At 41.8% G+C, this 26,161-nt stretch carries 18 protein-coding genes; 6 read left to right on the forward strand and 12 right to left on the reverse strand.

The genetic code is table 11. The annotated features are described in order from the left end of the window. Nucleotides 1-16: 16 nt before the first annotated feature. The 5 genes from DXB58_RS10005 to DXB58_RS10025 form a co-directional block, all read right to left on the reverse strand. On the reverse strand, nt 17-2,443 hold the full coding sequence (locus DXB58_RS10005) for a polysaccharide biosynthesis tyrosine autokinase (protein ID WP_122136669.1): 2,427 nt from the start codon (nt 2,441-2,443) through the stop codon (nt 17-19). 10 nt (nt 2,444-2,453) lie between these two features. Further along, the gene (locus DXB58_RS10010) at nt 2,454-3,287 is read right to left on the reverse strand and encodes a polysaccharide biosynthesis/export family protein (protein WP_118023975.1); all 834 of its coding nucleotides are present in this window, start codon (nt 3,285-3,287) and stop codon (nt 2,454-2,456) included. A gap of 47 nt (nt 3,288-3,334) precedes the next feature. After that, entirely contained in the window at nt 3,335-5,263 is a 1,929-nt protein-coding gene (locus DXB58_RS10015; protein WP_118029781.1) for a nucleoside-diphosphate sugar epimerase/dehydratase, read from the reverse strand. Between the two features lie 326 nt (nt 5,264-5,589). Continuing rightward, nucleotides 5,590-6,180 carry a UpxY family transcription antiterminator gene (locus DXB58_RS10020; protein ID WP_004299971.1) on the reverse strand — a complete coding sequence of 197 codons (591 nt, stop codon included), beginning with the start codon at nt 6,178-6,180 and terminating at the stop codon, nt 5,590-5,592. Between the two features lie 259 nt (nt 6,181-6,439). After that, nucleotides 6,440-7,948, reverse strand: a complete 1,509-nt coding sequence (locus DXB58_RS10025) for a DUF3078 domain-containing protein (protein WP_118029782.1) — start codon at nt 7,946-7,948, stop codon at nt 6,440-6,442. A gap of 189 nt (nt 7,949-8,137) precedes the next feature. On the opposite strand from DXB58_RS10025, the gene DXB58_RS10030 reads away from it, so the two are divergent. From DXB58_RS10030 to DXB58_RS10045, 4 genes are all read left to right on the forward strand, one after another. Next, on the forward strand, nt 8,138-9,763 hold the full coding sequence (locus tag DXB58_RS10030) for a CTP synthase (RefSeq protein ID WP_117610616.1): 1,626 nt from the start codon (nt 8,138-8,140) through the stop codon (nt 9,761-9,763). 65 nt (nt 9,764-9,828) lie between these two features. After that, nucleotides 9,829-11,682, forward strand: coding sequence for a membrane protein insertase YidC (gene yidC, locus DXB58_RS10035; protein WP_118029783.1), 1,854 nt, complete (start codon nt 9,829-9,831; stop codon nt 11,680-11,682). 84 nt (nt 11,683-11,766) lie between these two features. Next, on the forward strand, nt 11,767-13,098 hold the full coding sequence (gene bexA, locus DXB58_RS10040; protein WP_118029784.1) for a multidrug efflux MATE transporter BexA: 1,332 nt from the start codon (nt 11,767-11,769) through the stop codon (nt 13,096-13,098). Nucleotides 13,099-13,146: 48 nt separating this feature from the next. Continuing rightward, nucleotides 13,147-15,249 (forward strand): S9 family peptidase, encoded by a 2,103-nt coding sequence (locus DXB58_RS10045; protein WP_117513134.1) that lies wholly within the window; start codon nt 13,147-13,149, stop codon nt 15,247-15,249. 98 nt (nt 15,250-15,347) lie between these two features. Here the strand turns inward: DXB58_RS10045 and DXB58_RS10050 are convergent, their stop codons facing one another. The 4 genes from DXB58_RS10050 to DXB58_RS10065 form a co-directional block, all read right to left on the reverse strand. Then, nucleotides 15,348-15,854 (reverse strand): flavin reductase family protein, encoded by a 507-nt coding sequence (locus DXB58_RS10050; RefSeq protein WP_122136670.1) that lies wholly within the window; start codon nt 15,852-15,854, stop codon nt 15,348-15,350. Between the two features lie 24 nt (nt 15,855-15,878). Further along, nucleotides 15,879-16,877 (reverse strand): MBL fold metallo-hydrolase, encoded by a 999-nt coding sequence (locus DXB58_RS10055; protein WP_117937174.1) that lies wholly within the window; start codon nt 16,875-16,877, stop codon nt 15,879-15,881. Between the two features lie 154 nt (nt 16,878-17,031). Beyond that, nucleotides 17,032-18,129, reverse strand: coding sequence for a PspC domain-containing protein (locus tag DXB58_RS10060; protein WP_007761216.1), 1,098 nt, complete (start codon nt 18,127-18,129; stop codon nt 17,032-17,034). Between the two features lie 21 nt (nt 18,130-18,150). Beyond that, nucleotides 18,151-18,477, reverse strand: a complete 327-nt coding sequence (locus DXB58_RS10065; RefSeq protein ID WP_007752390.1) for a PadR family transcriptional regulator — start codon at nt 18,475-18,477, stop codon at nt 18,151-18,153. A 163-nt stretch (nt 18,478-18,640) separates the two neighbouring features. Here DXB58_RS10065 and DXB58_RS10070 point away from each other — a divergent pair, with 163 nt between their 5' ends. Next, on the forward strand, nt 18,641-19,138 hold the full coding sequence (locus DXB58_RS10070; RefSeq protein ID WP_120490037.1) for a GNAT family N-acetyltransferase: 498 nt from the start codon (nt 18,641-18,643) through the stop codon (nt 19,136-19,138). A 73-nt stretch (nt 19,139-19,211) separates the two neighbouring features. On the opposite strand, the gene DXB58_RS10075 is transcribed toward DXB58_RS10070, so the two are convergent. The 3 genes from DXB58_RS10075 to uvrA form a co-directional block, all read right to left on the reverse strand. Then, entirely contained in the window at nt 19,212-20,726 is a 1,515-nt protein-coding gene (locus tag DXB58_RS10075; protein WP_004299982.1) for a peptide MFS transporter, read from the reverse strand. Between the two features lie 98 nt (nt 20,727-20,824). Then, a complete protein-coding gene (gene ybaK, locus DXB58_RS10080) occupies nt 20,825-21,304 on the reverse strand; it encodes a Cys-tRNA(Pro) deacylase (RefSeq protein ID WP_004309260.1) in 480 nt (159 codons plus the stop codon). A 104-nt stretch (nt 21,305-21,408) separates the two neighbouring features. Beyond that, on the reverse strand, nt 21,409-24,234 hold the full coding sequence (uvrA, locus tag DXB58_RS10085; RefSeq protein ID WP_004303626.1) for an excinuclease ABC subunit UvrA: 2,826 nt from the start codon (nt 24,232-24,234) through the stop codon (nt 21,409-21,411). A 158-nt stretch (nt 24,235-24,392) separates the two neighbouring features. Here uvrA and DXB58_RS10090 point away from each other — a divergent pair, with 158 nt between their 5' ends. Then, nucleotides 24,393-26,159 (forward strand): LysM peptidoglycan-binding domain-containing protein, encoded by a 1,767-nt coding sequence (locus DXB58_RS10090; protein ID WP_122136671.1) that lies wholly within the window; start codon nt 24,393-24,395, stop codon nt 26,157-26,159. Nucleotides 26,160-26,161: the final 2 nt, after the last annotated feature.

The raw sequence follows: 26,161 nt of genomic DNA on the forward strand, positions 1-26,161 counted from the left end.
TTTTATCAATAGCAGTTTATTTATCCTCCCGACTTATATGCTTCTCTCCATAACCATAGCCATAACCATAACGCTTGCCATAGCCATAATACTTGCCGTATTTACCATAACCATAATAATAGCCGTACTTCTTTTTCTGAAGATCCAAGCCGTTAATGGCGATACAGAGGTTAGGCAGTTTGTTGTTTTCCATAAGCTCATTGATCAAAGTAAACTCTGCCTTACGGGTATAATCAGCACGGCATACGTATACCGACAAATCAGCTGTGCGACCTATCAGCAAGGTATCAGTTACCATACCCACGGGGGCCGTATCCAGAATCACATAGTCAAAATTAGCCTTCAACGTTTCGATGGCTTTTTCCAAGCCGTCACGGGCCAATAATTCCGTTGGATTGGGAGGAACTGATCCGCCCGGAAGAATAAACAGATTCTTGTTTATATCGGAAGGCTGTACTAAATCCATCAGATTCTTTGTCGGATTGGTCAGAAACTGGGTAATACCATGTTCCTTTTGGGAAATATTAAAAACCTTATTCAATCCCGGTTTACGAATGTCAAGACCTACTATCACAACCTTTTTCCCTAACAAAGAAAGACTAATAGCCAAATTAGATGATACAAAAGACTTACCTTCACCACTGATGGTAGAAGTCACCAGAATCACATTCTTGCCATTTTCAAGCATAAACTGAAGATTGGTACGTACATTACGGAATGTCTCGCTCATCAAATTATTATGATTCTCAAATACAGCTATAGAACCGGACTTTTCATCCGCCAACGGGATATCGCCAATAACAGGAAGAGAAGTTAGTTTTTCAACATCAGCACGGCCCTCAATCTTGAATTTGGTCAAGCCAATCAGATAAATAATACCTACCGGAAATCCTACTCCTAATACCAAGGCGGCAAGATAGACCATCATCCTCTTAGGAGAAACCGGATTGTCGTCCGCTAACGCTTCATCAATAATCTTGGCATTATTTGCTGTAGCTGCCAAAGTGATGGCATTCTCTTCACGTTTTTGAAGTAACATCAAATAAAGACCGGCCTTAATTTCCTGCTGCCGGGCGATACTTACGAACTGGCGTTCCTGGGTCGGAGCGTCATTAATACGACGAGAATAGCGGTTCGCCTCACGGGCAAGGTCTTCTTTGGTTATCTGCAATCCTTTCAATGTAGCATCCAGCGTAGCCTGTACATTGCTCCGCATCGCACGGATACTAGTATCCAAATTTATGATCGTCGGATTATTCTCGGTTGATGTACGGAGCAAGCGCTTTCTTTCAACCAACATCTCATTATATCTGTCTATTGCACCAGCTGATGCTGCATCCTGTAATCCAATATTACTTGGCAAGACCTCATATTCATTACCTTGCATATAGCGTTGCAAATCCATCACCAAATTGATTTGAGTCTGGTTTTCCACACGTTTCTTTTCATATTCAGCATTACCGGTTAAGGCTATTTGCGCCTCACTGCTCAAATCTGTAATTCCGGCGCTACGCTTGAAGTTCTCCAAGTCTTGTTCGGTACTTCCAAGTTCCTTGGAAATAATGCCGATACGTTCGTCGATGAATTCTGCGGTTTTTTGGGCTACCTCATTCTTGTCATTATTGGCATTGATATTGTACATCTCAAGGAGTTTGTTGATGAAGTCCTTGCCACGCCGGGTATTTGAGTTCTTTAACGAAAGAACAGCTACAGAAGTAGTTTTTGATGTAGGGGCTATCGACAAAGATTTGATATATCCTTTGGCCACAGACATCGGCCGGTTTATAAAAGCTTTTATATGACGCTCCTTACTTTCCTCCTTAGCCTGATTGGTCGTCAATGTATCCTTGCTTTCAAAAAAGGCGACCGTCCCCTCATCGGTCGGAAAAACAGCAGGTAATTTATCGAATTGTTTCCGGTACTCTTTGTCTTTCACTGTTATCAACGCATCCATCCCACCATTAGGAAATAAAGTCATCTCCACTTCCATTGGTGCAGACAGTTTTTCCGCCTCCTGTGGAGTCAAGCTCACCACTACGGGCGAGGTACGGTAAAGTTCCCTATTAGGAAACTCATCTTCATCCTTATAAGTCACAAACAGTCCCAGATTATTGACCACTTCACGGGCAAGAGACTTTGATTTCAGCACCTCGATTTCATTGTCTACATTGTTCGACGAGGAAACGAAGCCGTCCAGTCCCATCTTTTCCAGTTCGGAGGACATGCTCGCACCACCGCCCTTCTTATCATCCTTGATTAAGACTGTGGCAGTTATATCATAGACAGGAGTGGCCAAACGCAGGTAGCCCCATGCGCAGGCGATACAGATTATTACAGAAACCACAAACCAAGGCCAATGGATCAGGTAACGGAAAAGGATTTCCTGAATATCCACCTGCTCTTCCGGTTGCTCACCCCGGTTCTCTCTTTTTTCCCCAATCATATCTATATTACTATTTGAAAATTGTTACTAATAAACTTGCCAATGATACCAGAATAGAAGTAGCGGAGAACCACAAGCTGGTACTGTTACCTATATCGGAGTTACGAGCTTTTGCTTTATTAGGAGTCACATAGACTATATCATTCTGCTGTAACCAATAATAAGGAGAAAGAATTGTCTCCGCCTTGTTTAAATCCAATGTCACAATTTCCTGTTTGCCATCAGCACCTTCACGAATCAGTTTTACATTGTCACGAACTCCCCAGACCGTCATGTCACCGGCCATGGCAAGAGCTTCCAACAAGTTGACTTTCTCATTGTTGATAGTAAATGTACCTGGACGGGCAACCTCACCTAATACAGAAATTTTATAGTTTACCATACGGACAGTAACTATCGGAGTCTCCTTTATGTAAGGTTTCAGTTTGTCTATTATCAGTTGTTCAGCTTCTCTTTTCGTCAGTCCACCTATTTTTAATTCACCCAGAACAGGAAAATTGATCTTGCCTTCATTATCTACCAGATAAGGTTGTAAAACAGGCTGGGTAGTCAATTGGGTGCTGGCAGTAGCCACATTGGCAGGAGTTGCCACCGTCAAGTTAAACGGAACTGCAAGTTCCGGACTAGTACATGACACTATGATAGTAAGTAAATCTTTAGGCATTATCTTGGCATCATATAAATTTTCCTGTTGATTGATATCCTTTACAACTCCCGCATCCTGCAAATAAGGTACTTTCTTATAAGACTGACAGGAAGCAAGCAGAAATGCCGCTATCAGGCAAGAAAACAGACTTTCATACAAGCTTCGTACATTCAAATGCGTGCGCAATGATTTATTCATATTAAATGATAATTTATTTATAGAATCTTTTGTTGATTATTTCCTATTTATTCTTTATCCAGTACTTCAAATCGCGGAGAATTTTTTGATTTGAACTCCGGAACTATTTTCTTCATCAACCGCACGGTATCCATGATCTTTACCGCACGCGACAACCTTTCAAACTCTGCATAAGTATCAAGAATATCAGTATATTCATACCGACGAACTTTGGCGATCATGATTTTCTTATTCTCTGTTGGGATCGTATTTTCTTTATCGCTCAAGACCTCTTCATAAAGCTTCTCACCCGGACGTAATCCCGTGAATTCTATTTTGATGTCTTCACCCGGACGATAGCCAGCCAATTCGATCATACGAGTCGCCAGATCAACGATCTTGACTGCTTTTCCCATCTCAAAAACAAAGATCTCATTGCCCTCACCCATTGTGGCGGCCTCCATTACCAAACGGCAAGCTTCGGGAATGGTCATGAAGAAACGAATAATATCGGGGTGAGTAACAGTCACCGGCCCACCATTCTCTATCTGTTCTTTAAAACGAGGAATGACAGAACCGTTACTACCCAATACATTACCAAAGCGGGTGGTGATAAATTTGGTATGACCTTTCACTTTTCCTTCACGGATAGCACATCCCAAACTTTGAACATAGATTTCAGCTAAACGCTTGGAACAGCCCATTACATTAGTAGGATTTACAGCTTTATCCGTAGACACCATAATCATCTTTTCAGCACCATATTCCACAGCCATATCAGCCACCTGACGAGAACCGGTCACATTGACAAGTACAGCTTCACAAGGATTTTCTTCCATCAAAGGCACATGTTTATAAGCAGCGGCATGAAAAACAATTTGAGGATGATACAATTCGAATACCATACGAACGCGTTCCTTCACACGCACATCACCAATCACCGGAACAAAATCTATATTTGGATATTTTTTCTCAAACTCAAGACGGACATTATGCAGAGGTGTTTCTGCAGAGTCGAACATGATAAGTTTCTGAATTCCCATCTGCACTAATTGACGGCAAAGTTCACTACCAATACTGCCTGCCGCACCAGTCACCAACACCACTTTTCCCCTGAATTCTTCTGCAACCTGACGAAGGTTGATATTAATTTCGGCACGACCCAACAAATCCTCAATCTTAATAGGACGTACCCACTGATGAAAGTTTCCATCAGAATCCGCTTCACTGATAGTAGGAGCTATCAATGTTTTAAGTTCATTGTTTTTACAATATTCCAAAAGTCGTTTTTCTTCCAGGCGGGTATCTTCATAACGGGCAAACAGAATCCCCTTAATTCCGCGCTTCCGCATGATATAATCAACATCCGATTCATTTTCAAAGTAATAAACGGGAAGATCTGCCAATCGGCGTCGGCTGTTATTTTTACCATATACATAAAAACCGGTTACTTTATAATGTGCACTATCCCTAAGACGTAACTTCAAGGCTACACTCTCTTCATTAGTACCATAAATAAGAATACGTGTGTTCTTTTTATTCACCCAATCCAATAAAAAATCATAGACGATTATCAATGATACACGGAAGGTCGTCAAGATCACTAAAGTCAATAAACCATCAAATAGAAGATAGGATATTTTATAATTATATGGCAATTGGGTCTCATATATAACTCCAAAAGAAATAATGACCAAACAGGCAATTTTAAATAAAACGGCACACATGATACGCCAAAGTTCACGTGCCTGTGAGAAACGAATTGTATTACGATAAGTATGGAATAATAAAGAGCCCGCAACACTTGCCACCAAAGAAACGCAAGCAAATTTACAAAGCATCCAGTCGGTCATTGGAACATGCGCCATATAATGAATTACCGCATAAGCGACCAACGAACATAATACAGAAATTGCCGTGTCAATACCTAAAATAACCCAATAACTGAAATAATTTTTGCGGGCATATTGCACTATGCCCTTCAATGTTTTTTCCATTATAGTATAAATGAATAAAATAATATTTCGAAATTTGATTTATCTGATTGATTATGATCAGTACAAGGACTATGACTACGATTTCCATGTTGGTGTAGCCCAACAGAGAATCCCTTCATCTTTCGATACGGACATACATTTCTACACTATATCTTTTGTAAAGATATAATTCATAATACTTTATGGATTTTTATTTTTGAGAGAGGTCATCGATAAATATATCCACTGTTTGGTTACCGATGTCAGATAGACTGCCTGCTATTTTACAGACTTTCATTACATTTTTGCAGTAAAATCCCCATACCCCTATAAAATAGATTGATTACTCAATCACGTAAATCCCCATTTTCAGATACCGGCTCTACACACCCAGCCGGTATATCTACACATGCACACCCTAACATTGTCAATCGAACAGCAACTTTCGATTTCCCATTCACATGTACTAATTCCCCTTCCAATCCTGCCAATGGTCCCTTGATTACCCGTATTTTCTCTCCCGGAGCCAATGGCGATGTACTCATGCTAATCGTCTCATCCGAGTAATCGAGCATAAACTTAAATCGCAACATTTGTTGATCAGGAATAACAGCCGGAGTACTCTCCCCACGTAATACCATGTAACGGCTGATAGAAGATAAAGTCAGGACTTCTTTTTGTTCTTGCAGATCAACGTGAACGAAAATCATCATCGGAAGCAGTACCCGGTCGACAATTTTACGGCGGTCGCTCCATTGATGGACTTCTTGTTGAATTGGAAGGAAATTTTCGATCCCCATTTTCGTAAGCCGCTCACCCGTTTTTTTCTCGTGACAAATACGTACGATTGCCACCAACCAACGTTTTGAGCGCGCTACGCTGCTGCCAATCACATCTGTTGGCAGAAGATTTCGATCGTCATTTTTCTTAATGATCATGTATTTTTACCCCTCATTTTTCCATACCCCTTAGGCAATGGATTGAATTCGGTGACAAAGATAGATAAAATTATAAATAGTAAACAAGAAAAAACGCTTTCTTTTTTTACATACAAATAGAAATATACAGTTAAGACTATCTTGGACGTGAAAAATCCGCTATCACATTGGTTCTATTTTACCACCCATATTTTGTACAACATCCCTAAACAAATCAGGCGCGGAAATTCCGCGCCTGATTTCTATTCTTTCGATTTACTTACCACTTATAATTGATACCGAAGCTAAGCAATTCTTTCAACTGGAAGAAGCTGTCTCCTTCAGTCGGTTTCGAGCTATCGTCAAAACGGGTATGTATATAGAGCTTGGTAGAAAGATAACGGTTCAAAACGAAGTTGAATGTATTTTCCCATTCTACACGTGCCCAATGATAGTTGGTCAGATAATTGAGACGAGACTCTAAAGTTACTGCAGAGATGATGGTCCAGTTCAATGTGGATTGCAACTGGGAACCAAAGTCGTTTTTAGAGCATTTTCCTTTGTCTAAGCCAAACTTTGTTTCGTCTACTTCAGAATTACCGATATAACGCAAGTTATAAGTCAACGGCGCCATAAACACAGAAAGATTAAATTTCTTCTTACTCAATTTATAATCCATACCGACACTGACCGCCAAATCTGCCGGAGACATGAAAGATGAAACCAATTCTTCGCTGTTAGCTTTATATCCGTTGAAAAACTGTGTCTTAAACTCGGACGAAATGGTATAATACCAATTCTTGAAAGCTCTCAAACCTAATTTATTATACAAACGAAATTGGTCTGTATTGAACAGATATTTATGGTATTCATCTGACGGAGTGGAAGTCATACCTACTTTAGCTTCCAGCTGGTTCTCAAACAGCACCTTTTCATTGTCATTATAGTTGGCAAAAATCTGAAAAGTGGCTAATCCGGAGAAGTTACTTTCACCTCCCTTATACCAGTTATCCGAAAGGTGGTTCTGGCTAATCTGCAACGATCCGTTACCTCCGGTCACCCACCAGTTCGGCCGACTAATCTTCATATTGGCTTTCCCTACATTATCATCCATATTTTCCGGTTGAAACAGATGAATAACGTTTGCTTTGGGAGATATTTTCGGCTTCACATCGTGACGGAATACATCACGACTCATGATGCGGTCTTCTGTAGTGACAACCAAGTTCGGACGTTCCAAATAAAGATCCATCAATGCACTGTTCACTATTTTCTCGGCACGCTGGGTTTTGGTAAATGCCAGGGTATCATAAGGCAGAAGTTCCGCTGTCAGTTGAGGAGTGGTGTCCCATTGCATAGGCTTCCATTCCAATTTCGAATATTGTGCCATCGGAGCATAATAATATGCCAATGGTGTGAACAGACGAAAATAATCGGGATCAGACGGAATATAACGTGGCGGCACAGACAGGTCGTTCAAATAATCTAATTGCGCGACATACTTATTATATAAATAAGAAACGGTATCCAGTTTCGGAGTCGGCCCCGACATATTCAGTTTGAGCATCAAATATTTCTGAAGCTCCGCCGAAAGCGTATCTGCTTTCACAACTCTGGCTTTTGCCACAACTGTTGAAGATTTAACCGTTTTGGCAGGTTTAATCACTTCAGGAGCAGGCTGCAGAGAGTCAGTCGGAAGTGGAGAGGGATCGACAGATTCCTGTGCAAAAAGCGATAACGATAAGATTGACAGAATAAACGCTGAACATAAAGTAGTAATTCTCATCATATTTGTCTATGGTTTAGGGTGCAAAGCTACATTATTTTGTTCAGAAATCATAGGATTCTTTCAAAATTGCATTTTTTAATAAAATTGTGGAGACGAAAGACTGTAATCTTCCTCTTTTTTTTATAATTTTGCGGTTTTTAAGTTCGTAAGAATACTACTAAGTAAACAATTATTAAAACAGTTATAGCTGTGGGAGAAACAAAGTATATTTTCGTCACCGGTGGTGTTGCCTCTTCTTTAGGAAAAGGGATCATCTCATCATCCATCGGTAAGTTGCTGCAAGCAAGAGGTTATAATGTAACCATCCAGAAGTTTGACCCGTATATCAACATCGACCCGGGAACATTGAACCCTTATGAGCACGGAGAGTGCTATGTAACCGTAGACGGACACGAAGCCGACCTCGACTTGGGACACTATGAGCGATTCCTGGGTATACAAACGACAAAGGCGAACAACATTACTACGGGACGTATCTACAAGAGCGTCATTGACAAGGAACGTCGTGGAGATTATCTGGGTAAAACGATCCAGGTGATTCCTCACATCACAGACGAGATCAAACGGAATGTAAAACTGCTTGGTAATAAATACAAGTTTGATTTTGTGATTACTGAAATCGGTGGTACGGTAGGTGACATCGAATCACTCCCCTACCTCGAAAGTATCCGTCAGTTGAAATGGGAACTCGGTAAGAACGCTCTTTGCGTACACTTGACCTATGTGCCTTATCTTGCTGCTGCCGGAGAATTGAAAACAAAACCGACGCAACATTCTGTAAAGGAACTCCAAAGTGTGGGTATTCAGCCGGATGTACTGGTACTGCGTGCCGAGCATCCGCTAAGTGACGGACTGCGTAAGAAAGTGGCACAATTCTGTAATGTAGACGATAAAGCCGTTGTGCAATCTATTGATGCGGAAACAATTTACGAAGTACCTATCCTGATGCAAGCGCAAGGGCTGGACAGCACTATCCTCGAAAAGATGGGACTGCCGGTAGGAGAAACTCCAGGACTCGGTCCATGGCGTAAATTCCTGGAACGTCGTCACGCTGCAGAGACTAAAGAACCGATCAATATTGCACTGGTTGGAAAATACGATTTGCAGGATGCTTACAAATCTATCCGTGAAGCTTTATCGCAAGCGGGTACTTACAATGACCGCAAAGTGGAAGTTCATTTCGTAAACAGCGAGAAACTGACAGACGAAAATGTATGTGAAGCTCTGAAAGGTATGGCGGGCGTAATGATTGGTCCGGGATTCGGTCAACGGGGTATCGACGGCAAGTTTGTCGCTATCAAATATACACGTACACATGACATCCCGACTTTCGGTATTTGTCTGGGTATGCAATGTATTGCTATTGAGTTTGCACGCAACGTACTGGGATACGCAGATGCCAACTCACGTGAAATGGATGAAAAGACTCCGCACAACGTGATTGATATCATGGAAGAGCAGAAAGCAATCACCAATATGGGTGGTACGATGCGTCTGGGCGCTTACGAATGTGTATTGCAGAAAGGTTCGAAAGCATATCAGGCTTACGGACAGGAACATATTCAGGAACGTCACCGCCATCGCTATGAGTTCAACAATGATTATAAAGACCGATATGAAGCTGCCGGCATGAAATGTGTAGGTATCAACCCGGAATCGGATCTGGTAGAAATCGTTGAAATCCCGACTTTGAAATGGTTTGTCGGTACACAGTTCCATCCGGAATATGGCAGTACGGTACTGAACCCTCATCCGTTGTTCGTTGCATTTGTGAAAGCTGCCATCGAAAACGAAAAAGCAACGGTGAACGGCTAACGATAAACGATACGTGGTAAACAACCGGTAGTTTGTAATTTATATAATTTGTAATTAAAATAAGAATGGATAAAAACACCATCACAGGTCTCGTTCTGATAGGTATATTATTGGTAGGATTCAGTTTTTTGAGCCGTCCAAGCGAGGAACAGATAGCTGCGCAAAAAAAATACTACGATTCTATTGCCGTGGTACAGCAGCAGGAGGAAGCGTTGAAGGCTAAAACGGAAGCTGCACTGGCTAACAGTCAAAAAGAGGTGGCATCGGCTGCCGATTCTTCTGCTTTGTTTTTCAGTGCCTTGCATGGAACCGACTCTAAAATCAGCATCCAGAATAATGTAGCGGAAATCACTTTCACAACCAAAGGCGGACGTGTCTATTCAGCCATGCTGAAAGATTATATGGCACAAGACAAAAAGACGCCGGTCATGTTGTTCGACGGTGACGATGCTTCGATGAACTTCAACTTTTACAACAAGGCAGGAGCCATCCAGACCAAAGATTATTTCTTTGAAGCTGTGAACAAGACGGACAGTAGTGTTACAATGCGTCTGGCTGCGGATAGCGCAAGCTATATCGATTTCATCTATACGCTGAAACCGGATAGCTACCTGATGAACTTTGAAATCAAAGCGACAGGCATGGAAGACAAGTTGGCTAGTACTAAGTATGTGGACATCGACTGGTCACAACGTGCCCGCCAACTGGAAAAAGGATTCACTTATGAGAATCGTCTGTCGGAACTGACTTATAAAGTAACAGGTGACAATGTAGACAACTTGTCTGCTGCCAAAGATGACAGTCAGGATTTGCCGGGACGCATTGATTGGGTAGCTTTCAAGAATCAGTTCTTCTCGTCTGTATTTATCGCTGAACAGGATTTCGACAAGGTTTCCGTTAAGTCAAAAATGGAACAACAGGGAAGCGGATATATCAAAGATTATTCTGCTGAAATGAATACTTTCTTTGATCCGTCAGGCAAGGAACCGACAGAGATGTACTTCTACTTCGGTCCGAACCACTTCAAGACGTTGAAGGCGCTGGATAAAGGACGTGACGAGAAATGGGAGCTTCACCGACTGGTTTACCTGGGTTGGCCGCTGATTCGCTGGATTAACCAGTTTATCACAATCAACGTATTCGACTGGTTGTCTGGTTGGGGATTGAGCATGGGTATCGTACTGTTGATTCTGACCATTATGGTGAAAGTGCTGGTTTATCCGGCTACCTGGAAAACGTACATGTCTTCTGCCAAGATGCGTGTATTGAAACCGAAAATTGACGAAATCAACAAGAAATATCCGAAACAGGAAGATGCAATGAAGAAACAGCAGGAGGTGATGGGCCTTTACAGCCAGTACGGGGTAAGCCCGATGGGCGGCTGTCTGCCGATGTTATTGCAGTTTCCTATCCTGATGGCTTTGTTTATGTTCGTGCCGAGTGCTATCGAGCTGCGTCAACAGAGTTTCTTGTGGGCGGACGACCTTTCTACTTATGATGCGTTCATCACATTCCCATTCCATATTCCGTTCCTGGGTAACCATCTTAGCTTGTTCTGCTTGCTGATGACAGTAACCAATATTCTGAACACAAAGTACACAATGTCTATGCAGGATACCGGAGCGCAGCCACAAATGGCGGCTATGAAATGGATGATGTATCTGATGCCGATTATGTTCTTGTTCGTCTTGAACGATTATCCGTCAGGTTTGAACTATTACTACTTCGTGTCAACGCTGATTAGTGTGGGTACTATGATTCTGCTTCGTAGAACGACTGACGAAACTAAATTGTTGGCTATTCTTGAAGCGAAAAAGAAAGACCCGAAACAAATGAAAAAGACCGGATTTGCTGCTCGCCTGGAGGCGATGCAAAAGCAACAAGAGCAATTGCAGCAGCAAAGACAGAATAAAAAATAAGGAGTAATTCCTGAATCATATTCTAAGAAAGCCGGACATCCTATTTTGGTTGCCCGGCTTTCTTTCTCTAAAAAATAAAATAAGATGAAAACTAAATATTCTTATAAACAAATCTGGACAATCTCCTACCCTATCCTAATCAGTCTGATTATGGAACAGATGATTGGTATGACGGACACTGCTTTTCTGGGACGTGTCGGAGAAATCGAATTAGGTGCTTCCGCCATTGCAGGTGTATATTACCTTGCCATTTTCATGATGGCATTCGGTTTCAGCATCGGTGCCCAGATATTAATTGCGCGTCGCAATGGAGAAGGAAACTACAAGGAAATCGGACCCATTTTTTATCAGGGCATATATTTCCTGCTTGCCATGGCAGTGATTTTATTCACGTTCTCCATCGTATTCTCACCATATATCCTCAAGAATATCATTTCGTCTCCTCACATTTACGATGCAGCCGAGAGTTATATTCACTGGCGTGTGTACGGGTTCTTCTTCTCTTTTATCATGGTCATGTTCCGCGCCTTCTTTGTAGGTACGACACAAACCAAGACGCTGACTTTGAACTCTATTGTGATGGTACTTTCGAATGTGGTATTCAATTATATCCTGATTTTCGGTAAATTCGGTCTCCCGCAATTGGGAATTGCCGGTGCTGCTATCGGCTCTTCGCTGGCTGAAATGGTATCGGTGATTTTCTTTATCATCTATACCTGGAAACGGATTGACTGCAGGAAGTATGCATTGAATATACTGCCTAAGTTCCAAGGGAAAACACTGAAACGAATACTGAATGTTTCTGTGTGGACAATGATTCAGAACTTCGTTTCTTTGTCTACCTGGTTTATGTTCTTTCTATTTGTGGAACATTTGGGAGAGCGCTCTTTGGCAATCGCGAACATTATCCGAAACGTGTCGGGAATCCCGTTTATGATTGCAATGGCATTTGCATCCACCTGTGGTTCATTGGTCAGCAATCTGATCGGTGCAGGTGAACAGGATTGTGTACGGGGTACTATCAGGCAGCACATTCGCATTGGATATATATTTGTATTGCCAATTCTGATATTCTTCTGTCTATTTCCGGATCTGATCCTACGTATTTATACAGATATGCCGGATTTGAGAGCAGCATCCGTGCCTTCACTGTGGGTATTGTGTTCTGCCTATCTGGTACTGGTGCCTGCCAATGTTTATTTCCAATCGGTATCAGGTACAGGGAATACGCGGACTGCACTGGCTATGGAACTTTGTGTATTGGCTATCTACGTCACATACTCTGCATATTTCATCATGTACCTGCGGATGGACGTCGCATTTGCCTGGACAACGGAATGCGTATATGGTATTTTCACCCTGATGTTCTGCTACTGGTATATGAAGAAAGGAAACTGGCAGAAAAAGAAGATTTAAATCCTTTTTTCACTATCTTCGCAAGAAAATAAACATTTTATAAAATATATGAGACAAGCTAATTTAATTATGATGTCGGCGGCAATGTTGTTAGCTGCCTGCGGAGGAACCAAAGACGCAGGCAAGACAGATCAGGTGCTTATCGAGAAATCGGATATTAAGATCGAAGGGAAGCGCATGACTCCCGAAGCACTTTGGGCTATGGGACGTATCGGCGGATTCGCTGTATCGCCCGACGGAAAGAAAATTGCGTATACGGTAGCGTATTACAGCGTACCGGAAAACAAAAGTAACCGCGAAGTTTTCGTAATGAACGCAGATGGAAGCGAAAATCAACAAATCACTCATACCCCGTATCAGGAAAATGAGGTGACTTGGATTAAGGGAGGCACCAAACTGGCATTCTTAAGTAATGACAACGGAAGCAGCCAGCTTTATGAAATGAATCCGGATGGTAGCGGGCGCAAGCAGCTGACCAACTACGACGGAGATATTGAAGGATATTCCATCTCACCGGATGGCAAAAAACTGCTGTTTATTTCACAAGTAAAGACGAAAGAAAGCACTGCTGATAAGTATCCGGACCTGCCGAAAGCTACCGGTATCATCGTTACCGACCTGATGTATAAACATTGGGATGAATGGGTGACGACCGCTCCGCATCCTTTTGTTGCCGACTTTGATGGTAACGGCATTTCCAATATCGTGGATATTCTGAACGACGAACCGTATGAAAGTCCGATGAAGCCTTGGGGTGGCATTGAGCAACTTGCCTGGAATATGACTTCGGACAAAGTGGCTTACACTTGCCGTAAAAAGACAGGACTGGAATATGCGATTTCTACCAACTCTGATATTTATATCTATGACTTGAATACTAAGAAAACAGAAAATATTACTGAAGAGAACAAAGGATATGATACCAACCCGCAATACTCACCGGACGGCAAGTATATTGCCTGGCAGAGCATGGAACGTGACGGATACGAAGCGGATTTGAACCGTCTGTTCATCATGAACCTGGAAACTGGCGAGAAGCGTTTTGTGAGTAAGACATTCGAATCGAATGTGGATGCTTTTGTCTGGGGAGCAGATGCTAAAGTGATCTATTTCACAGGTGTATGGCATGGAGAATCACAAATTTATGCGCTTGACCTGGCAAATGATTCGGTAAAGGCTATTACTTCAGGAATGTATGATTACGAAGGGGTAGCTCTTTTCGGAGATAAGCTGATTGCGAAACGTCATTCAATGAGTATGGGTGATGAGATTTACTCTGTGGCACTGGATGGTTCTACCACTCAACTGACACAGGAGAACAAACAAATCTATGACCAGTTGGAAATGGGTAAAGTGGAAGGTCGCTGGATGAAAACAACAGATGGTAAACAGATGTTGACATGGGTGATTTATCCTCCACAGTTTGATCCGAACAAGAAATATCCGACTTTGCTGTTCTGTGAAGGAGGTCCGCAAAGTCCGGTAAGCCAGTTCTGGTCTTATCGCTGGAACTTCCAGATTATGGCAGCTAATGATTATATCATCGTTGCTCCGAACCGTCGCGGTTTGCCGGGATTCGGTGTGGAATGGAACGAACAGATTAGCGGTGATTACGGTGGCCAGTGTATGAAGGATTACTTCACTGCGATCGATGAAATGGCAAAAGAGCCGTATGTGGACAAAGATCGTCTGGGATGCGTAGGTGCCAGCTTCGGAGGATTCTCCGTATATTGGTTGGCCGGACATCACGACAAACGGTTCAAAGCGTTCATTGCTCATGATGGTATCTTCAACATGGAAATGCAGTATCTGGAAACTGAAGAAAAATGGTTTGCCAACTGGGATATGGGAGGCGCATACTGGGAAAAACAGAATCCGGTGGCACAGCGTACGTTTGCCAACTCTCCTCACCTATTCGTAGAGAAATGGGATACTCCTATTCTCTGTATTCATGGAGAAAAAGACTACCGTATTCTGGCTAATCAGGCAATGGCTGCTTTTGATGCTGCCGTGATGCGTGGTGTTCCTGCAGAGTTGCTGATTTATCCGGATGAAAACCACTGGGTATTGAAGCCACAGAATGGAGTGTTATGGCAACGCACATTCTTTGAATGGTTGGATAAATGGGTAAAGAAAGCGCCGTCCAAATAAAAACGGTGCATATTCCTATAAAGTAAAAAGAAGGCTCTGTTCTCAATCTACTTGAGTTCAGAGCCTTCTCCATTACATTCAACCAAATCCGCTAATTTTTACCTCGAATAAATATTTTCAATTTCTACAATATACATCTTATGGAAACCTCCATGAGCACCACCATACCACTTTTCTATTGATTCTTTATCCAGAAAACATTCCGGTTTGATAGCGTCAGCATAAAGTTTCTTACATTCCAGGCTCAAACGTGCCTGCTCGAACAGGACATTACCTCTTTCTGTAAATACAGGTTTCAATCCGGTTTCTTTTACTTTATCTATATTACGTCCCGACTTGGAACCACAAACAGCGTGAATCTTCTTATTTTCTTCTCCTAAGAAAGAAAGTGTCAGGTGATCGTTCTCCTCCACAAACTCGTATGTATACCGTTCGGGACGGATAAAAACGAAAGCAACCGGTTTATTCCACAACCAGCCAATGCCACCCCAACTTGCTGTCATGGTGTTAAACTTCTCTTTTGTTCCCGCCGTTACGAGCATCCACTCTTTTCCGATTGCTTCGAAAAAGTTTTCTTTCAGGTCTTTTACTTCTAATTTCTTCATCTCTTTATTCGTATCTAAGTATTCTTATTTCTGTTTCCTCAATTTCACAATCTCTCCCAAATAAGGAATTTCCACAGAGATCTTCCGTTTCTTTGCCTCTGTTGCAAAGACTTTCGGGGGATCATGCAAAGGCTCGTCAGACAAATCGAATGTGCCATAATGCATGGGGATAGTAAGTCCTGCATGCATTTCTTCGGCAGCAGTCAAAGACTCGTGAGGCGATATATGATTGGGACGCATAAACCAGCGAGGTTTATATGCCCCGATACCCAACAAAGCGTAATCCGGTGCTCCGAACAGATCGGGAATCTCACGAAAGTGACTGGAATAACCTGTGTCACCACTGTAATAAAGGGAGATTCCATCTCCTTGCAGCATGAAGGCTCCCCACAATCGCTGGCCGCCATCGCGTACGGAACGTTTGCTCCAGTGTTGTGCCGGTAGAAAAGTAATCTTCAATCCCTCATCTTCCATTTGTTGATACCATCCGGCTTCAATCACCTTCATTTCAGGAAACCATCCCTGAATCAGTTCACCGGTTCCCAATCCACAAAAGAGTTTCATTTGCGGGTTATTCTTCAATAGGCGTGCTATACTCTGCTTGTCCAGATGATCGAAATGGTCATGGCTGACAAGTAGATAATCAATCCCTGTAAATATGTCAGGATTAGCGGGAAACTCGCTCTGTCTCTTCACAAAAGGAATACTGCCGAACACAGGATCGAACATGATTCGTTTACCTGCTAATTGCAGAAAGAAAGAATTATGTCCGAGCCATATCAGGGAATCTCCTACCACCGCATCCAATGAACGGAGATAACAAACTTTCGGATCCCATTTCACCGTTTTCTTCTCCTTGCGTTGGGGATTGGGCGAAAGACGCCATTTCAGTACACTCCCCATCCCCGGACGGAAGCGATGCTGCCGATTAAAAAAACGCCCGCGCACCATCGGATTTCCTCTCCAATAAGGGTTGACTGTCGCTAAACGTTCGTTTCTCCTAAAACATATATGTTCACCCATTTTTATTTCCTGAATACGTATTTACAAACTTACTAAAAATTTCTCGATTTACGATGAATTAGAGTAAACAAAAAATGTACCCCGGACACACTATCGGGGTACATTTACTTATAAAAGAATAAATATTATCCTTTTTTAATAGAATGAGACTTCGTTAAGAGCAGTGCAAGCCATACAAAGGCAGTTGCCAGCCAAGAGCTGAAAGATTAATAATCATGATGACTGCACCCAATATCCATAGAATCAATAGCGACCATTTCAAGCCTGTTCCCATCGGTGACCAATGGAATAATTGCCGCAAGATAGTATACAAGAAAGCTCCTAACGGAATACCGATGAGGGCAACTCCCGCAATCGTACCTAGCAGTGTCATCATTGGAGATACGGAAGCAACCGGCATCCAGTCGATGGCAGGCAGCATCTCGTAAAGCAGTGCTCCTCCGCTAACTGCCACGGCAATTGCTGCAAACACCAGTGCTACCAGTACAACGGCCAGTACGAACAAGACAGGGCAGCAGAGAATGACAAGAGCTACCAGAAATATTTTAAAGAGAACAGCAGCAATGGAAACAAATACATCGCCTATCTTTTGAAGAAAGGTACGAGGTTTGCCGGAATTCATATAGTTATTGACTCCGTCCGCTACGCGTTCGAAACCGTCTGTCACTGTTTTACCAATATTCTCAATGGTCACTGCCTCTCCACGCATACTCAATTTTTCTGCGGCAGTACGGGCTTCCGGAATAACAAGCCATCCAATAATATAAAGTATAATCATCGGGCAATAAGGAACAAATACCAGGATAATCATCAATATACGTACCAATGTGATGTCCCAACCGAAGTAAGCTGCCAATCCTGCCGCTACACCTCCCAACAATTTATTATCCGGATCACGGAACCAGCGGCGTTGAGCAGAGGTTTGTGTACTGCCTTGATTAGCGGATGATGTTTGTTCCGTTCTTTTCTGTGAGTCCATATCCTCATCAGCAATTCCAAAGTCTTCCGGTTTGCCGACGCGGGCGATGATTTCTTCTACATCCGAAACTGTGATGACCTGTTTCCCTTCATTTACTTTCTCGGCAAACAGTTCGGCAATACGCATTTCAATATCGTTTACGATCTCTTCCGCACCCTCCTGTTTACGAAAGTAATGTTTGAGGTTAGACAGATAATTGTCTAACAATCGGTAGGCATCATCATCTATATGATAGACAATTCCTCCTAAATTTATGGTCAATGTCTTTTTCATTTTTATTTCTTCTTTTTCGGATTATCTATTGGCAATATGATTCACTGTTTCATTGAGTTCTTTCCAGGAAATTTCAAGTTCTCCCAAAAAGACTTCTCCCTGTTCGGTCAATTTATAGTATTTGCGGGGAGGTCCTTGGGTAGATTCTACCCATTCATAACTTAGCAGGTCGTCATTTTTCAGACGGGTAAGCAATGGATACAAGGTGCCTTCCACTACGATCAGTTGGGCTTCTTTCAATTTTTGAATGATATCAGAAGCATAAGAGGGTTCCTTGTGTAGCAAAAGCATGATGCAATATTCAAGCATGCCTTTCCTCATCTGTGATTTTACATTGTCTACTTTCATTATTCACTTCTTTTAGATGCACAAATATATGCATTACTTTAGTACCTTGCATTGCAAAGTACTATAAATTAATAATAATTAAAACATTAGAGACTCTCCACCTTATTATAAAAAGAAATAATGGCTATATTTGTGCCCATTAAACCAAGAATAGATAATAGATATGTTTACAATTCGAAAAGCAACAGTAGCCGATTGCGAGCTTATTCATAAGATGGCAAAGGAGGTATTCCCCGCCACCTACAAGGAAATTTTATCTCCCGAACAATTGGATTATATGATGGACTGGATGTATGCTCCTTCCAATGTGCGCAAACAAATGGAGGAAGAAGGACATGTGTACTCCATTGCTTATAAGGAGAATGAACCATGCGGATACGTTTCCATTCAACAACAGGAAAAGGATGTATTCCATCTTCAGAAGATATATGTTCTCCCCCGTTTTCAGGGCACGCATTGCGGCAGTTTTTTATTCAAGGAAGCAATCAGGTGTATCAAAGAAATACACCCGGAACCTTGCTTGATGGAGCTCAACGTAAATCGTAATAATAAGGCTTTGCAGTTTTACGAGCACATGGGAATGAGAAAGTTGCGGGAAGGTGATTTCCCGATTGGTAACGGGTATTATATGAATGATTATATTATGGGACTGGATATTTGATATACAAAAATGCCCCGGAACATTTATGATACTTGTTCCGGGGCATTTTGTTTATTTAGTTAATGACAAGATTTTATTTCGCTACACGTTCCAGCCATTTCAACATGAAAATCATTGTAAACATTGAAATTGTACAAGCTACAACAAACACAGTCCATGTCATCCAAATAGGAATTGATTCGTACAGGATAGCACCAATCACTAGCAACTGATTACCCAGTGCTGTTGCTCCCAGCCATCCTCCTTGCATAATACCTTGATATTTAGGAGGAGCAACCTTAGATACAAATGAAATTCCCAATGGAGAGATATACAGTTCAGCTACTGTCAAGATCAGATAGGTCAGCATTAATAAAAATGGAGTAACTTTCACTGGTGAAGTTCCAACAGCTACAATATCCTCATGCAACGGCAAATTAGCAAAATAAGATCCGACTGCCATTACAATAAATGCCAATGCAGCAATTCCCATACCGATGGCAATCTTTTTAGGAGTAGAAGGCTCTTTACCACGTCTACGCTGACTTGCAAAAATAGCCATAATCACCGGAGTCAGGAACACTACAAAAAATGGATTTAACGATTGGAAGAGCTCTGCTGAAATAGGCATACCAAACAGATTCAGATCAGTATATTCTTTCGCAAAATAAGTCAAAGTCAGACCATTTTGATGGAATGAAAACCAAAAGAAAATAACAACACCAAATACAGCAAACAGAGCATACATACGTTGTTTTACTTCCTGTGCGCTCATTTCTACAACTGTAGAAGATGCTGAAGAAGCAACGGTCTTTTTGCTGGGATCCGGGAAGTTTTTCTTATTCAGCCAATAAATGGTTAAAGAAATAGCCATAGCAATAATAGCTACCCCGAATGCATAATGGAATCCAGTAGTAAAGACATTCAAATAATCTGAAGCGAAAGCCGTATAGTCTTGTACAGGAGCAGTAGAAGCTTTGGTAACTAAGGTATGATAAGTTTCAGTAGCTTCAGGCGACAAAGTACCTGCCAATTGACCATGACACAAAGCAGGAAGATCAGCATCATAATTATAACCGAAAGTAGATAACCACCAGTTACGCACGCCTACAGCTGCAAACGGAGCAAAAATAGCACCGATATTAATAAACATATAAAATAAAGAGAAACCGGAGTCACGCATGTTGGCATATTGAGGATTGTCATACATCTGTCCTACCAATGCCTGCAAATTTCCTTTAAATAATCCGTTTCCAAATGCAATAACAAACAAACTAGCACAAGTAATAACCAGATAGAGCATCTTGTTATCTACCGGAGTCTTAGATGGAATAGCCAATAATAAATAACCAACTGCCATTAACACAATTCCTGTGAAAATAGTTCCTTTGTAGTTCCTCGTCTTATCGGCAATAATACCTCCGACCAACGCCAAAATGTAAATAGAAAAATAAAAAGTTGAGTAAATAAATCCTGCTTCTTTTCCATTCATTCCAAACTTGGCTTGCAAGAAAAGCACAAGGATAGCCATCATAGTATAAAAGCCAAAACGCTCACCTAGATTGGCTAAAGCGGCTGCTATCAGTCCTTTAGGGTGTTTGTTAAACATAGAATATAAATTATTAAATTAATGATTTAATGGTCGATACCACATATATTTTGCAAATATATACTTTTTCTCGAGTTTTTGCACAATGATTTGTTAAACTACTCCTCAAATAAACGACAAATTTCCGCCCTGGATTCACGAATCAAATCTTCCGGAGCTATTTTTATCTGAAGTCCCCGTACACCGGCACTTACATAAATATACGGAAATTGTTGGCTGGTTTCATGAATATAAGTAGGAAAATGCTTTTTCATACCGATCGGCGAACAACCTCCCCGGATATATCCGGTAAGTGGCAGAAGTTCTTTTACGGGAATCAACTCACACTTCTTGTTACCCGAGGCTTTAGCTGCCAGTTTCAAATCAACTTCATGTTCTCCCGGAATGACACAGACAAAATATCCGCTTTTATCGCCGTGCAGAACAAGCGTTTTAAATACCTGCTCGATGTTCTCTCCTAAACTTGCTGCCACATGAACAGCACTCAAGTCGTTTTCATCTACTTCGTAGGGAATTAATTCATAGGCTATCTTAGCCTTATCTAACAGCCGTGCGGCATTTGTTTTATTGATTTTCATTTTCGTTGTATTTATAAGTTCTGTATCTGATAAATAAAGAATATGATATGATAAGTGCCAACTCATCGAAGATTGTCCGATAAGTTGGCACTCTATGATTTAAATTAGAGACCCAGCTCTTCGCGAAGAAACTTAGGTGTATATCCTTTAGGGCTCTTCGCAACTTCTTCCGGTGTTCCGTAACTAAGGAGTTCTCCCCCGCCCTTACCACCTTCAGGGCCCATATCGATAATATAATCCGCCATTTTAATCACATCCAGATTGTGCTCGATGACGATAACAGTATTACCTTTATCTACCAGCTTATTCAATACTCCCATCAATACACGGATATCTTCAAAATGAAGTCCGGTAGTCGGTTCGTCAAGGATATAAAGAGTTTTGCCCGTATCTCTTTTCGATAGCTCCGTTGCCAGTTTCACACGCTGGCTTTCTCCACCGGAAAGAGTGGTAGAAGATTGCCCCAGCTTTATATATCCGAGTCCGACATCCTGCAAGACTTTAATCTTATTCAAGATTTGCGGCACATTTTCAAAGAATTCCACAGCACGGTTGATCGTCATATCAAGTACATCGGCAATTGATTTTCCCTTGAAACGTACTTCCAGTGTTTCCCGGTTATAACGTTTACCGTGACAAACCTCACAAGGCACATATACATCAGGAAGGAAATTCATTTCAATCGTCTTATAACCATTTCCCGTACATGCTTCACAACGCCCACCTGCAACATTAAAGGAGAAACGTCCCGGTTTATAACCGCGAATCTTAGCTTCCGGCAGACCTACAAACAGGTTACGAATATCAGAAAACACACCGGTATAAGTCGCAGGATTGGAGCGTGGCGTACGTCCCAAAGGTGATTGATCCACATCTACTACCTTATCTATATTTTCCAACCCTTCAATCGAATCGTATTCCAAAGGATCTTGTAAAGAACGATAGAACTTCTGTGAAAGAATCGGTTGCAAAGTTTCGTTAATCAAGGTAGATTTTCCACTTCCTGATACACCAGTTACGCAAATCAGTTTACCTAACGGAAATTCAACATCTACATTCTTCAGGTTATTCCCCTTCGCTCCTTTCAGCCAGATAGATTTCCCATTTCCTTTTCTACGCTTGGCAGGGATTTCTATCTTCATCTTGCCATTCAGATATTGCGAAGTCATTGTATCTGTATTCAGCATTTCCTGCGGGGTTCCGGCAAAAACGACTTCGCCTCCGAGACGTCCGGCTTTCGGACCCATATCGATGACATAGTCGGCAGCCAGCATCATATCCTTATCATGTTCCACTACAATCACGGAGTTCCCCATGTCGCGGAGTTCTTTCAACGAGTTGATAAGACGCAGATTATCACGCTGATGCAGACCGATACTCGGCTCGTCGAGAATATAAAGTACATTCACTAATTGCGAACCAATCTGTGTAGCCAAGCGGATGCGCTGACTCTCACCACCGGAAAGACTAACAGAGCTACGATTCAATGCCAGATAATCCAGACCCACGTCCAGCAAGAACTTCAAACGTGTGCGAATCTCTTTCAGAATCTCCACCGATATTTTCTTCTGCTTATCGGACAGGAACTCATCCACCTTCATCAACCAGTCGTACAACTCGTTGATATCCATATTCGCCAACTCATTGATATTCTTATCATGGATACGAAAATGCAAAGCTTCTTTATTCAAACGAGCCCCTTTACATTCGGGACAAACCGTTGTTTTGGCAAATTGTTCCGCCCATTTCTGTGCTGTTGCAGAAGCATCCTTTTCCTGCAACATCTGAATATACTTCACCACTCCTTCGTAAGTAACAAAGTAATCGGAGGAAGTACCGATCAGCGAACTCTTGATTTTAATCCGTTCATCAGAACCGTACAAGACTTCATCAATCGCATCGTCCGGCAACTCCTTTATCGGAGTTTTCAGTGTTGCGTCGTACTTTTCAAGCAAAGCACCGATTTGCCAGAAAATCATCGCATTCTTATATTTTCCCAAAGGTGCTATCGCTCCTTCATAAATGGAAAGTTCACGATCGGGAATCACTTTGTCCACATCAATCTGATTGACTACTCCCAATCCCTTACACTTCGGACATGCCCCTTGCGGTGAATTGAATGAGAAGTTATGCGGAGCCGGTTCACGATAAGACAATCCGGTGACAGGACACATGAGCCGTTTACTATAATGACGGATACTTTCAGACTGGGCATCCAGAATCATCATCAACCCATCTCCCTGGCGCATAGCAGTTGCCACACTCTGTTTCAAGCGCCGGTCATCTTTCTCCGCTACCACTAATTTATCAATAACCACTTCTACATCGTGATTTTTATAGCGGTCGAGTTTCATGCCATGCGTTATTTCACGCACTTCACCATCCACCCGTACATACAGGTATCCTTTTTTACGTATTTGTTCGAAAAGTTCCCTGTAATGTCCCTTACGTGAACGAACTAGCGGAGCCAGCAGATATATTTTCTTTCCTTTATAATCTTTCAGAATCAAGTCCAGAATCTGCTCTTCGGTATATTTCACCATCTCCTCACCCGACAGATACGAATAAGCCACTCCCGCACGGGCATACAGCAAACGGAGATAATCATATATCTCCGTAGTCGTTCCTACGGTAGAACGGGGATTTTTATTCGTTGTTTTCTGTTCAATGGAGATAACCGGACTCAAACCAGTTATCTTATCGACATCCGGACGTTCCAGATTACCCAAGAAGTTACGGGCATACGCTGAAAAAGTTTCGATATAACGACGCTGTCCTTCGGCAAAAATCGTATCGAAGGCTAAAGAAGATTTTCCACTACCGCTCAATCCGGTGATAACAGTCAAACTGTTACGGGGAATTTCGGCATCAATATCCTTTAAATTGTGCACGCGCGCACCGTACACATTAATATATTCTGTTTCCTGCATATTCATATCCTTCCATAAATGTTGCAAAATTAATGTTTCCGCCCGAAATATGCTCCTAAAAAAGCACAATATTATTTTCTTAACTCAAATCTTATGAAGATATAGGGCATTATTTGTACCTTTGTTCCTTGATTTCAAGAACCAATAGTTATAATTTGATGAAACCGATAAACCGTATATTCTTATTTTTGCTTTTTATAAGCGTTTCATATGCTATCAGTTATGCACAAGAAAACCAATCATATTTCTTGCATACCATCGAAAAAGGACAAAGTTTATACTCCATCTCCAAGATGTATAATGTCACTACATCAGACATCATACGTCTGAATCCGGGCTGTGACGAAAAGATCTATGCCGGACAGACAATCAAAATTCCTACGGGAAAAGAGAGCCAGAAGGGAGAAACATTCCATACGATTCAAGCCGGAGAAACACTATACAAACTGACAACCATGTATAATGTATCCGCCAAAGATATTTGTGAAGCAAACCCCGGTTTGAGTGCCGAGAATTTCCGTATCGGACAGGTTATCCTGATTCCGCAGAAAAAAGAAGAGCAAACTGCTACTGCAACTCAAACGCCTACCGAACAGACCACCATTCAAGGTCCTGTTGTTCCGAAATGCAAGGATATGCATAAGGTAAAACGCAAAGAGACTATTTTTAGCGTGAGCCGTGAATATGGAATCAGCGAGCAGGAGTTAATTGCAGCTAACCCGGAACTGAAAAAAGGCATGAAAAAGGGACAATTCCTTTGCATCCCTTACCCGGCAGCAACAACCGTGCAACCTACGCAGAAAGAAGATCCTTATGCTATTCTTCCCAGCAATAGCGAGCTTTTCCGTAAAAGTAAAGAGACTCCCCAAAAGCTGTCTACCATTAAAGCTGCTTTATTGTTGCCTTTCCAGGAAGACAAACGCATGGTGGAATACTACGAAGGTTTCCTGATGGCAGTAGACAGTCTGAAACGTACAGGTATTTCTCTTGATCTATATGTATATGATTGCGGAAAAGACGTTTCTACATTAAATACAATTCTTACCAAGAACGAGATGAAAAGTATGAATATCATCTTCGGTCCGATGCATCAGAATCAAATAAAACCATTGTCCGACTTCGCAGAGAAGAACGACATACGCCTGGTGATTCCTTTCTCTCAAAAGGGAGAAGAGGTATTCAATAATCCTTCCGTCTATCAGATCAACACACCTCAATCTTACTTATATTCAGAAGTTTACGAACACTTCACCCGTCAATTTCCCAATGCAAACGTTATCTTCATAGAACCGGCGAGCGTTGATAAGGAGAAAGCGGAATTTATCAGTGGCTTAAAACAAGAGTTGAAAAGCAAAGGCATCTCTATGAAAACTGTTGGCGAAAGCGCAACGAAAGAAACGTTGAAAGCAGCACTCCGCAGTGATAAAGAAAACATCTTTATTCCGACATCAGGCAACAACATCTTACTGATTAAAATACTTCCTCAACTGACGCTGTTAGTCAGAGAGAACCCTGCAGAGAATATCCATCTGTTCGGCTATCCGGAATGGCAGACCTATACCAGAGATCATCTGGAAAACTTCTTTGAGTTGGATGTATATTTCTATTCTTCATTCTATACGAATACGTTGTTCCCGGCAGCTGTACAGTTTACCAATGCTTACCATAAATGGTATAGTAAAGACTTGGCAAGCAAATATCCTAATTATGCAATGCTGGGTTTTGACACCGGTTTCTTCTTCCTGAAAGGATTATCGCTTTATGGCTCGGAACTGGAAAACAATCTGCCTAAAATGAACCTGACTCCTATCCAGACGGGATTCAAATTCGAGCGCGTAAACAACTGGGGAGGATTTATTAATAAAAAGGTGTTCTTCATACGTTTCACTAAGAATTTTGAATTAGTAAAACTTGACTTCGAATAATA

The organism is Bacteroides sp. OM05-10AA (assembly GCF_003439055.1).
In the GTDB taxonomy this organism is placed as follows: Bacteria; Bacteroidota; Bacteroidia; order Bacteroidales; family Bacteroidaceae; genus Bacteroides; species Bacteroides intestinigallinarum.